At 73.6% G+C, this 11,899-nt stretch carries 7 protein-coding genes; 3 read left to right on the top strand and 4 right to left on the bottom strand.

The genetic code is table 11. The features are described from left to right. The 3 genes from gyrA to VGR37_15020 form a co-directional block, all read left to right on the top strand. The coding region (gyrA, locus tag VGR37_15010; protein HEV2148712.1) for a DNA gyrase subunit A at nt 1–2,500 on the top strand (2,500 nt) is incomplete at its 5' end. A 9-nt stretch (nt 2,501–2,509) separates the two neighbouring features. After that, nucleotides 2,510–3,550 (top strand): endonuclease/exonuclease/phosphatase family protein, encoded by a 1,041-nt coding sequence (locus VGR37_15015; protein ID HEV2148713.1) that lies wholly within the window; start codon nt 2,510–2,512, stop codon nt 3,548–3,550. A gap of 864 nt (nt 3,551–4,414) precedes the next feature. Next, a complete protein-coding gene (locus VGR37_15020) occupies nt 4,415–5,884 on the top strand; it encodes a pyridoxal-dependent decarboxylase (protein HEV2148714.1) in 1,470 nt (489 codons plus the stop codon). A gap of 107 nt (nt 5,885–5,991) precedes the next feature. On the opposite strand, the gene VGR37_15025 is transcribed toward VGR37_15020, so the two are convergent. From VGR37_15025 to VGR37_15040, 4 genes are all read right to left on the bottom strand, one after another. Continuing rightward, on the bottom strand, nt 5,992–6,687 hold the full coding sequence (locus VGR37_15025) for a response regulator transcription factor (GenBank protein HEV2148715.1): 696 nt from the start codon (nt 6,685–6,687) through the stop codon (nt 5,992–5,994). Further along, nucleotides 6,687–8,315 (bottom strand): HAMP domain-containing sensor histidine kinase, encoded by a 1,629-nt coding sequence (locus VGR37_15030; GenBank protein ID HEV2148716.1) that lies wholly within the window; start codon nt 8,313–8,315, stop codon nt 6,687–6,689. Before VGR37_15030 ends, VGR37_15025 begins: the two co-directional genes overlap by 1 nt. 100 nt (nt 8,316–8,415) lie before the next feature. After that, nucleotides 8,416–10,887, bottom strand: coding sequence for a TonB-dependent receptor (locus VGR37_15035; GenBank protein ID HEV2148717.1), 2,472 nt, complete (start codon nt 10,885–10,887; stop codon nt 8,416–8,418). A gap of 200 nt (nt 10,888–11,087) precedes the next feature. Further along, a partial coding sequence (locus VGR37_15040) for a phytoene/squalene synthase family protein (GenBank protein HEV2148718.1) occupies nt 11,088–11,899 on the bottom strand: 812 nt, incomplete at its 5' end.

Below are 11,899 nucleotides of genomic sequence, written 5' to 3' on the forward strand. Positions count from 1 at the left end.
GCCGGACGTGCGCGACGGGCTGAAGCCGGTGCACCGGCGCATCCTGTACGCGATGCACGAGGCGGGGCTGTCGCCGAACCGGCCGTACAAGAAGAGCGCGACGGTCGTCGGCGACGTGCTGGGCAAGTACCACCCGCACGGGGACGCCTCGGTGTACGACGCGCTCGTGCGCATGGTGCAGGACTTCAGCCTGCGCTACCCGCTGGTGGACGGGCAGGGCAACTTCGGCTCGGTGGACGGCGACCCGGCGGCGGCCTACCGCTACACGGAGGCGAAGCTGGCGCCCATCGCCACGGAGATGCTGGCGGACATCGACCGGGAGACGGTCGACTTCGCGCCCAACTTCGACGACCGCCTGCTGGAGCCCAAGGTCCTCCCGGCGCGCATCCCCAACCTGCTCGTCAACGGCAGCTCCGGGATCGCGGTGGGGATGAGCACCAACATCCCCCCCCACAACCTGCGCGAGACCGTCGCGGCCACGCTGCACCTCCTCGACCACCCGGAGTGCACCATCGACGAGCTGACGGCGCACCTCCCCGGGCCGGACTTCCCCACGGGCGGGGTGATCGTGGGGCGGCAGGGGATCCGCGACGCGTACGAGAAGGGGCGCGGACGGGTGGTGATGCGCGCGCGAGTGGTGCGCGAGCAGAAGCGGGGCGGGCGCGAGCAGCTCGTGGTGACCGAGATCCCGTACGGCACCAACAAGTCGCGGATCATCGAGCAGATCGCCGACCTCGCCAAGTCCGCGAAGCTGCAGGACGTGTCCGACCTGCGCGACGAGTCGGACCGCGACGGGATCCGCATCGTCGTGGAGCTGAAGCGCGGCGGCGACGCGCTGAAGACGCTGAACGGCCTCTTCAAGTGGACCACGCTGCAGACCACCTTCGGCGTCATCACGCTGGCGCTGGACGGCGGCGTCCCCCGCGAGTTCAACCTCAAGGAGCTGCTGGAGCGCTACCGCGACCACCGCGTGGAGGTGGTGGTGCGGCGCTCCCGCTGGGAGCTGGAGAAGGCGCGCGACCAGGCGCACGTGCTGGAGGGGCTGATCGTCGCGCTGCGGAAGATCGACACCGTGGTGCAGCTGATCCGCTCTTCGCGCACCCGCGAGACCGCCGCCGCCAAGCTGCAGAAGGAGCTGAAGCTGTCGGAGCGGCAGGCCGAGGCCATCCTGAACATGCGCCTCTCGCGCCTCACCGCGCTGGAGGGCAAGGAGCTGAAGGACCGCCTCGCGGAGCTGCAGGCGAGCATCGTGGAGCTGGAGGCGATCCTCGCCAGCCCGGAGCGGCAGCTCGCGGTGATCCGCGCGGAGCTGGCGGAGCTGGCCGACAAGTACGGCGACCCGCGCCGCACCGTGATCCTGGAGTCGGAGAAGGTCTTCTCCCTGGAGGACCTGGTCGCGGAGGAGGAGGTGGTGGTGATCGTCAGCCGCGAGGGGTTCCTCAAGCAGGTCCCCATGGGGCTGTACCGGCGGCGCAGCAGCTCCGGGAAGCAGCTCGCCGGGATGGAGCGCTACGAGAGCGACTACCTGGAGCACGTCTTCGTCTCCAGCACGGGGAGCGCGCTCCTCTTCTTCACTGACGACGGCCGCGTCCACTGGCTCCCGGTGGGCGAGATCCCGGAGGCGGGGCGCGCCTCGCGCGGGAAGTCCGTGCACCAGGTCCTCTCCCTCCCGAAGAAGACGGCGGTCGCGGCGATGGTTTCCGTGGCGGAGTACCCGGAGGACCGCTTCCTGGTGTTCGCCACGGCGGACGGGAGCGTCAAGCGCACGCCTCTGGACCAGTACGGCCGCCCGCGCGAGGGCGGGGTGGAGGCGGTCTCCGTGAAAGGAGGCGACCGGCTCGTGGAGGTGCAGGTGACGGACGGCGCGGGCGACGTGGTGCTGGCGACCAGCGCCGGCCGCGTGATCCGCTTCCCGGAGGCGGAGATCCCGGTGATGGGCCGGGTGGCGCAGGGGGTGAAGGGGGTGAAGCTCCGCCAGGGCGAGGAGCTGGTGGGGATGGTCGTGGTGCGCCGCGAGGGCGAGCTCTGTCTTGTCACGGAGCGCGGCTTCGCCAAGCGCGTCGCCCTGGAGGAGTTGCCGGTGCAGGGGCGGGGCGGGATGGGAGCGGCGGTCCTCCCCGTGGTCCGCGGGACCGGGAAGGTGGTCTCCGCCCGCGAGCTGCTCCCGGACGAGGACCTCATGGCGGTGACCGCCGTCGGGCGGATCCTCCGCATCCACGGCGAGCAGGTGGTCCCCGGCGACCTGAAGACGCCCGCGGAGCCGGCGGTGGAGCTTTCCTCGCACGACCGGATCGTGGCCGTCACCCGCACCGCCGAGCCGCGGGAGGACCCCGGGGCGCCGGACGAGCCGGAGGAGGCCGAAGAGGGCGACGTGCTCGCGGACGAGGGCTTCGCCGCGGACGGCGAGGACGGGGCCATGGAGGCGGAGGCGGCCGCTCCGTCCTCGGATGGCGCCGGGGGCGGCGACGGCGACCTGGAGCTGGGGCTCTTCGGCGACTGACACGAGCCGGTGGAGCCGCACGTCACGGGGGCGGAGCGCCTGTCGCTCCGCCCCGTCTTTCTGCCACGGAAACGTAGATTGGAGACCGCCACTCACCCCGCTCGGGTCAGCCTGAAGGGGCTTCTCTCCGCGACTCTCCTGGTGTGCGGCGTCGGCCTCTGGTTCGTCACGCTCCTGGGCTTCGCGGGAGCGGCCTGGTGGCTGCTGGACCTGTTCTCGCACTTCCGGGTCCAGTACCTGGTGCTCGCGACCGTGGCTGCGCTCCTCCTCCTCTGGATGCGGAATCGGAGAGCGGCGGCCGCAATGGCGGTGTGCGCCGCGGTGAACCTCGCCGTGGTACTCCCCTACCTGGCGCCGACCGCCCTCTTTCGGGCGTCCACCTCGCGCTCCGGCGTGGTGCGCGTCGCGACCGCCAACGTCCACACGGCCAACCGCGACCACGGAGCGGTGGCACGGTTCCTATCCGGGAGCCGGGCGGACTTCGTCGTGCTGCTCGAGGTCGACGACGCGTGGCTCTCCGGCCTTTCCGGGCTGCGGCGCGAGTTTCCCTACGGCGTGCACGAGGCGCGCGACGACAACTTCGGGATCGCGCTGCTGAGCAGGCATCCGTGCGTCCAGTGCCGGATCGTCCGCCTGGGTGAGGCGGGTGTGCCCTCGGTCATGGGGGAGTTCGAGGTGCGGGGCTCACGCTTCACGCTGGTGGGGACCCACCCGCTCCCGCCGGTCGGGGCGGAGTACGCCAGGCTCAACGCGGAGCAGGTCCGCTCCGTCGCGGCGTACATGGCGGACCTCCGCGGACCGAAGGTCCTGGTGGGCGACCTGAACATGACGCCCTGGTCGGCGCACTTCCAGCCGCTGCTCCGGCGGGCGGGCCTCCGCGACAGCGGAGCCGGCCGGGGGGTGGGGTGGACGTGGCCCACCCACGCGCCGCTCCTGGGGATCCCCATCGACCACGTCCTGACCTCGCCGGGGGTGCACGTCGTGGAACGGAAGCGGGGGCCGGACGTCGGATCGGACCATCTCCCTGTCCTGGTCTCCTTCGTCCCGTAGCGGAGCAGGGGCGGGTCCTTGAGGCGGCCGGGCTTCCCGTCTTCGGCGACTGAGGACGACCCGGGAAGACATCACACCTGGGGGACCGGAGCCTGAAGCGCTCTGGTCCCCTACGTGTCTCCGTCTGGCTTGCGAACGGCAGCCAGACGCTCCTCCGGGCCGCTCTGCATCAGTCGGAGTACGCTTCCCAACTGGCCAGGAGCGCGAACCCGATCCCGCACCCCAGAAGGGTTCCCCTGGCACGGTCGTCAGGCAGGGCGCGGTAGCCCCAGATCCCGCCCAGCACGCATCCGACGGCGTAAAGGTATCCGGGTATGCGCCGCCGAACTTCCTGCATATCGTCCCGAGGCGCGCCCGTCGCGTGCAGGGCAGAATGGCGGGGAAGCCGGCCCGCTTCGGCTGCGGAGAACCCGGTGGCGAGGAGCGGCTTGCAGGGTGGAGGCGTATCTGCGCCCGGTGCGCATCGGCTCTCTGCGGCGCCCGGCGGAGCGGGTGCGAGCGGAACCGTCTGTTGCGCTCCGAGGGGAAGTGCCACCCCCAGGCAGGACACGACTACGAGTACCAGGACCCTTCCCACGGCATACCTCCGGGTGCAGACATCTTCTCAGCGTCGCCCGGGGGTCTGCAATCGCCGCGCCTGACGCCCGCGATGTGACGGGGCACGCCACCCCCCGGGCCGCCACCCCCCGGCCGCGACCCCCCGGCCGCGACCCCCGGCCGCGACCCCCGGCCGCCGGGACCCGGCCGGGATTCTGGACCCAACGGCCGGGGAGAGCTGCTACTTGAAGCGCTCCGGCCCCCCCGGTAGCTTTCGGCCCCGCCGCCCCCGGAGGAGCGGCACGCACACGCATTCGCACGAGCACGATGGATTCGATCCTGGACGAGCTGGAGCGCGACACCGCGCCCGCCGCCGCCGCCGGCTTCCTGGAGCTGGCGGCGGACTACTTTGCCGAGACCCGCGCCGGGGAGGGGCCGGTGTCCACCGCCCTCGGCCCCGCGGAGATCGCCGCGCGCTTCGACGAGCCGCTCCCGCTCGCCGGGCGCCCGCTCGCGGAGGTGATCGAGCGGCTCCGGCGCGACGTCCTCCCGGACTGCAACCGGTTCTACCATCCCATGTACATGGGCCACCAGGTCTCGGCCCCGCTCCCCGCCGCCGTGTGGACGGAGCCGCTGATCGGCGCGCTGAACCAGTCGGTGGCCGTGTGGGAGATGTCGCCGGTGGCGACGATGGTGGAGGAGCGGGTGGTCCGCTGGATGGCGGGGCTCGCCGGGTACGGCGCCGGTGCGGGAGGGACGCTCACCTCCGGGGGGACGGAGGCCACCTTCACCGCGCTCCTCGCTGCCCGCAACACAGCCGTCCCGGACGCGTGGGAGAACGGCGTGGGCGCGGATCCGCCCGTCGTCGTCTTCGGCGAGCACGCGCACTACGCCGTCGCCCGCGCGGTGGGAGAGCTGGGGCTGGGGATGCGGAGCGCCGTGGCCGTCGCCTCGCGCGACTTCCGCATGGACACCGACGCGCTCCGGGCGACGCTCGACGGTCTGGAGCGCGCGGGGCGCCGCGTGATGGCGGTGGTCGCCACCGCGGGCCACACCGCCACGGGCGCCTTCGACGACCTGGAGACGATCGGCGCCCTCTGCGAGGAGCGGGGTATCTGGCTGCACGTGGACGGCGCCCACGGCGCGTCCGCCCTGCTCTCGGCGGAGCACCGGCACCGGCTGGCCGGGCTGCCGCAGGCGCGCACCCTGGCCTGGGACCCGCACAAGGGGATGCTCCTCCCGCTCCCGGCGGGGATGGTGCTGGCGCGCGACGAGCGCGACCTGGAGCGGGCGTTTTCGCAGAAGGCCCCGTACCTCTTCCATGGCGGGGAGGAGGAGCGGATCGTGGACCAGGGGGTCCGCAGCTTCCAGTGCTCGCGCCGCGCGGACGCGCTCAAGCTCTGGGTGGCGCTGCAGCGCTACGGCGCGGACGGGATCGGCCGCGTGTACGACCACCTGTGCTCGGTGGCGCACGCCCTGTGGGAGGAGATCGAGGGGCGGCCGGACTTCGAGGCGCTGCACGAGCCGGAGTCCAACATCCTCTGCTTCCGCTGGCTGGGCGACGGCTCGCTGGACGCGGCGCGCGTGGACACGCTGAACCGGGCGCTGCGCCCCGCCTACAACCGCTCCGGCGAGGGGTGGATCACGGCGACGGTGCTGGAGGGGCGGCCGGTGCTGCGGGTCACGGTGATGAACCCGCGCACGACGCTGGACCATGCGCGGGCGATGCTGGACGTGGTGGCGGCGGAGGCCGGGCGGGCGGGGACACAGCCGACCCGCGCTGCTTCAGGGGCGTAGGAGCCGCGCTTTCGCGGGCCAACGTGGAGGCGCCCCGGCTGGATTGCTCCGGCCGGGGCGCTCTCGCGCAGTCTCTGCCCTGGCGGTGTGCCCCGAACCCGGGGACCTTACGGCTGGAACCGGTATCCCGCCTTCCACACCGTGAGGATGTGGCGGGGGTGCTCGGGGTCCGGCTCCAGCTTCTGGCGCAGCTCGGACACGTGCGAGTCGATGGTGCGGGTGAGGACGCTCCCGCGGTGCCCCCACACCGTCTGCAGGAGCTGGTGCCGGGTCGCTACCTTCCCTTCCAGGCGTACGAGCGCCAGGAGCAGGTCGAAGGCCCGCGGCGTGAGCGAGACCTCCACCCCCGCCCGGGTGACGCTGCGCGCCGCGGGGTCCACCCGCACGTCGCCGAACTGGAACGCGGCATCGGCGGCGGGCTCCTCGGGGGCGGCGCGGGACCGGGCGCGGCGCAGCAGGGCGCTCACGCGCTCCAGCAGCTCCATGAGGCCGAAGGGCTTGGTGACGTACTGGTCCGCGTCGAGGCGGAAGGCCCGCACCTTGTCCGTCTCCTCGCCCCGCGCGGTCAGCATGATGACCGGCGCCTGGAGCCCGTCCGCGCGCAGGGTGCGCAGCACCTGGAACCCGTCCATCCGCGGGAGCATGACGTCCAGGATGATCAGGTCGGGGCTCCCCTCCCGCGCCGCGGCGATCCCGGCCGGCCCGTCCTCGGCCACCGCCACCTCGTGGCCCTCCAGCTCCAGATTGTAGCGGATCCCCGCGGCGAGCTCCGGGTTGTCTTCCACGACCAGGATCCGCGCCATCAGCCCACCTGCCGGAGCGCGTCCCGCACGGGGCCGGCGCTCGGCACGACCGGTCCGGCGCGGGGGATCTCCACCACGAACCGCGCCCCGCCGCCCTCGCCCGCCTCCACGCGGGCGGTGCCCTCGTGCCACTCCACGATCTCTCGGACCACGGAGAGCCCGATCCCGCTCCCTCCCGCCGCGCTCTCCAGGGCGTCCTCACCACGCCGGAAGGGCGCCCAGACGGCCTCGCGCTCGCGCGGGTGCACCCCCGGGCCCTCGTCCTCCACGACGATGCGGACACGCTCGCCCGCGGCGGCGGCGCTCAACCGCACCGTCTGTCCGACCGGACCGTACTTGATGGCGTTGTCGAGCAGGTTGAGCATCACCTGCCGGAAGGCGTCGGCGTCCAGGGGCGCGCGGAGACCGGGCTCGACCGCCGTCTCGATCCGCACCTTCCGGAGGGCGGCCAGCGGGGCGAACTCCTCCACCAGGGCGCCGAGGTAGGGAGCGATCTCCACGGGGGAGCGGCTGCCGGCCGCCCCGCCGCGCTCGGCGCGCGAGAAGAGGAGGATGTTGTCCACCAGCGTCCCGAGGCGGAAGGACTCGCGCTCGATGTTGTCGAGGATCCATTCGCGCTGCTCCTCCGTGCGGTAGCGGCCCAGCCGCAGCGTCTCCAGGAAGAGGCGGACCTGCGCGAGCGGGGTTCGCAGCTCGTGCGAGACGCTGGAGACGAAGTCGGAGCGGAGGCGTGTCAGGGCGGCCTCGCGCCGCAGCAGGGCGATGGCCACGCCGGCGGTCACGAAGGCGAGCACCAGCAGGCCGGCGAGGAGCGGCAGCCGGGAGGGAGGGCGGTCGCCGAGGATCAGGTCGTACGCCGCGGGGCCCAGGATGCTGGCGTGCACCTGCATCCCGCCGAATTCGGGGCCGAGGACCTCGGAGGTCCCCGCGTTCCAGGGCTCCCCCGGCGTGGCGAAGAGGACGCGCCCGTCGGGGGCGAGCACGTGGACGAGCACCAGCTCGGCGCTGGACAGGCCGCCGCTCAGGCTGGAGGGGAGGAGGGGCTCCCCGGCGAAGATCTCGCCGAAGAGCGGGGCGTAGCGGCGCGGATCGAGCACGAAGCCCCGGGCTTCCGGACCGGCCGGCGATTCCGCCAGCCGGTACACCACCAGCGGGCCGCCCGCCCCGCCCGCCTGGAGCACCGCGAAGCGCCACCCGGGGCGGAACACGGTGCGTGCATGGACGCGCACGGCATCCGCGATGCGGGCGCGCACCGCCGGCTCGAGATCCCCCGGCCCGGTGGGCGCGCCGCCGCCTAGGGGGACGCGGAAGGAGGCGCCGCCCCCGGCCGCGCCCGCGGGATCGCCGGCCGGCATGGCGGCCAGGGTGCGGGTGAAGGAGGCGGCGAGCCGCTCCTGCGCGTGCCGGCCGTAGGTCCACGCCGCGACCGCGCCGTGTCCCTTCACCAGCGTGCGCGTGGTGTCGTGGTCGGAGACGGAGGCCCTGCGTGCCTCGAAGATCGCCGCCGCGGCCACGCCGAGGGTCAGCAGCAGGACCGGGACCGTCATCCAGCGCGACGACCCCTGCCGAAGGCGCCGCAGGCGGAGTCGGCCCCCTGCGCGCCGGGTCGCGAAGTCTTTCTCGGGCACGTTCGAGCCTCGTGGTTCTCCGGGGTCGGCATCGCTGCGGTCTTCCACAATCTCGGCGCCGGGCCGGCGAGCGCAACCGTTCCGGAACGCGTGCCGCAGCTCAGCTCCCCACCTCGCCGCCGGCCTGCGGCTCCTGCGGGCGCGGCGCGCGCAGCTTCGGCGCCTGGCCGAACGTGTACGTGAAGCCCAGCGTCGCGGCGCGCGCCCCGAAGGAGCGCTCGCTTTCCAGGACGTACGGGAGCTCCTCGGCGCTGGCGTCCGTCGTCCGGCGGTTCTTCATGGTGTCGAACGGGTCGGTCAGGCGGAGCGTGAGGACCGCCCGGTCGCCGCGCAGCCTGTGCCGGACGGAGAAGCTCGTCGTCGCGAAGGCGCCCACGCGCCCCTGCTGCACCCGCATCGGTGCGCGGTACTGGGCGAAGGCCTGCACGTCGGTGCGCCCGCTCACCCGCAGGTTTCCGCTCGCCCGCGCCGACCAGCCCAGCCCGCTGCCGTACACGCTCCCGACCGTGGTGGCACCGCCGGTCTCGTGCCCGAAGGCGTTGAGCCCCAGGAGGCCGCTCAGCCGCTCGCCGCGAAGCGAGGCCGTCGCGTCCGCCCCGTACGAGCGGGCCCGGTCGAGGTTGGTGAACACCCCGGTGGTGGTGTCGCCCTGGATGCTGCGGATGACGCGAATGGCGCCCGTCGTCCGCCGGTAGAAGGGGCTGAGCTGGAACGATCCCCACGATCCGCTCTGCTGGAAGCCGAGCTCGAAGGCGTCGGTGTGCTCCGGCCGCAGGCGCGGGTTGCCGCGGGAGCGGTTCAGCGGGTCCTCGTAGAAGGTGATGGAGTTGAGCATGAAGGTCTGCGGACGCTGGATCCGGCGCGAGTAGCTCGCCTTCACCTGCCGCTCGCCGTCCAGGTCGTACGCCACGAGGCCGCTGGGGAAGAGGTCCGTGTACGAGAGGGAGGCGTCGTCCGTCCCCACGAAGCTCCGCCCCGTCCGCTCCACGCGCAGGCCGCCCTGCACCTCCCAGGGGCCGGTGCTGCGGGTCAGCACCCCGTAGGCGGCCCGGGCCGTCTCCTCCGTGCCGAACGCGAAGCTCGCGCCGGGATCCGGCTGCCAGGTGGCCGTGCCCTCGTAGGAGAACCGCTCCGCGTCGTACCGGTTGGTCACGCGGCGCCGCTGCGCCTTCACCCCCGTCTCCAGCCGCACCCCCGCGATCATCCGCGTGAGGTCGGCCTGGAAGGACAGGTCGTCGTTGATCCCGTCGATGCTCCGCCGCGCTCGCTCGGGCAGCGCCTGGAGAGGGGCGCCACCCGGGGCTGTGGGGGTGAGCGTCAGGCCGTGGTGCATCTCCACGTCCAGGCGGTTGTACCGCAGCTCGGCCCCCAGCTCGTTGCGGCGCGGCTCGGCCGTCCGCTTGAAGGAGAGCACCCCGTCGAAGACGAGGTCGTTGCTGTTGTTGACCAGCCGGTCGCTCCACCGGGAGACGGGCTCGCCGCCCGCGTCGCGCGAGACGCGCCCGCCCACCGAGCTGTTCTCGTAGGTGCGGTCGCTGACGAGGAGGGTGCCGGCCAGCGACTCCCGGGGGCCCAGCTTCAGCTCGGTGCTGGTGTTCAGCGTGTGCGACCGCGTGAGAGAGGCGCCGCGCGCGGTCTGGCCGATGGAGCGGACCGGCGCGCCGTCGAACAGGTTCCGGCGGTTGCTGAACCCCGTCGTCTCCCGTGCTTCGTCCAGGAAGGCGTAGCTCCCGAAGAGCGTCAGCGGAGCCCGCTGCCAGCCCAGGTTGCCCGAGCCGTTGTATCGCCCGCCGGTGCCCGCGGCGAGGGTGAGGCCGCCGGAGAGCCCCAGGTCGGAGCTGCTCTTCAGGACGACGTTGACGATCCCCGCCATCCCTTCCGGGTCGTACCGGGCCGAGGGGTTGGGGACCACCTCCACCCGCTCCACCAGGTTGGCCGGGAGCTGCTGCAGGAAGGCGGCGAGCTGGTCGCCCCGCACGGGAGCGGCCCGCCCGTTGATCTGGACGGCCACGTTCTGGTTGCCCCGGAGGCTCACCCGTCCGTCCGGGTCGACCTCGACCGCCGGCACGCTCCGCAGCACGTCCGTGACGTTGCCGCCCGCGGTGGCCGGCAGGTCGCGCGTGGAGTAGCTGTTGCGGTCGGCCGACATGCGGACCGCGCCCTGCTCCGCCGCGACGCGGATCCCCTCCAGGGCCAGGGCGGCGGGGGCCAGGCGCACCGTTCCCACGCTCGCATGCGGCGCGGCGGGACCGAGGCTCACGCCGCCGTGCGTGGTCGTGGCGTGGGAGAGGTGCGAGATGCGCAGGTAGTAGCTGCCCGGAGCGAGCCCCTCGACGCGGAAGGCGCCGTCCGCAGCGGTGAGGGCGCCGCCCACCAGCGAGGAGTCGGCGGTGCTCATCACCGCCACGGATGCGCTGGCGACCGGTGCCCCTCCGGCCGAATCCGCGACGACGCCCCGGATGCTTCCGCTGGCAGCCTGCGTCGCCGCCGCGGCGCTCCGGCCGCCCTGCGCGAGCGCCTCGCCGCCTGCTCCGGCTGCGACCAGGACGAAGAACAGAATGGGATACCTCATGGAACGGTCGCCTCCCGCGATCGCGAGCTCCGAGGGGCCGCCCGGTCGGGCAGCCCTGGTCGGAAGATGCGGCGGAGGCGCCGCGGGAGGGTGGAGCCGGCGTAGGAAGTCTGTGACCGACCGGGTGGGGAAGTGTGGAGGATCTGTGATCGTCCGCGACGAGCGGTCGTGCCGGAGGAGCTTCGGGGTGAGGGCTTCCCCTACGCGTTGGCGCCCGGCAGCCCCCGCAGCGCCACGTGCAGCCCGCCGTCGTGCGCCCAGCGCGGGCCGATGCCGAGGATCGCGGGGCGCAGGCAGGCGGCCAGGGCCCGCGTCCCCCAGAGCGCCTTCCCCGGCGCCGGCACCACCGTCCGCCCCGCGAGCGCGTCGCACCCGCGCTGCCGCAGCCGCACGCCGATGGCGCGGTAGACCCGGCTCGCCACCAGGATTGCGGGGCGCACCCGCAGCGGAAGGTCGCGCATCCCCCCGTCCGCGCTGGCGTAGTAGCGGTCCGCCAGCTCCAGCACCTCGGCGACCACCCGGGCGATCGCCAGCGGGTTCATCGTCCCTTCGAGCAGCGCCTCCGTGCCGGTCCCCGCTCGCCGCAGCCGGTCGGCGGGCAGGTAGACGCGGCCCCGCAGCGCGTCCTCCGCCACGTCGCGGCAGACGTTGGTGAGCTGCATCCCGATCCCCAGGTCCACCGCGTGGGGGTGCGCCTCGCGGCACCGCACCCCCAGCACCGCGCACATCATCAGCCCCACCGTGCTGGCGACCCGGTAGCAGTAGCGCAGCAGCTCCGCGTCGTCCGCCATGCGCACCGGCCCCAGGTCGGAGGCCACCCCGTCGATCAATTCCGTGGCGCTCCGCAGCGGCAGCTCCAGGCGCGCCGCCGCCGCCCGGAGCTCCGCGACCAGCGGGCGGGCGGGGGCCTCCCCGAGCACCTCGGCGCGGAGGTGGTCCAGGGCGGCGGCGGCCGAAGCGGCGTCCGCGGCCTCGTCCGCGGTGTCGTCCACCGCCCGGCAGAAGGCGTAGA

The sequence above is a fragment of the Longimicrobiaceae bacterium genome, assembly GCA_035936415.1.
Classification (GTDB): domain Bacteria; phylum Gemmatimonadota; class Gemmatimonadetes; order Longimicrobiales; family Longimicrobiaceae; genus JAFAYN01.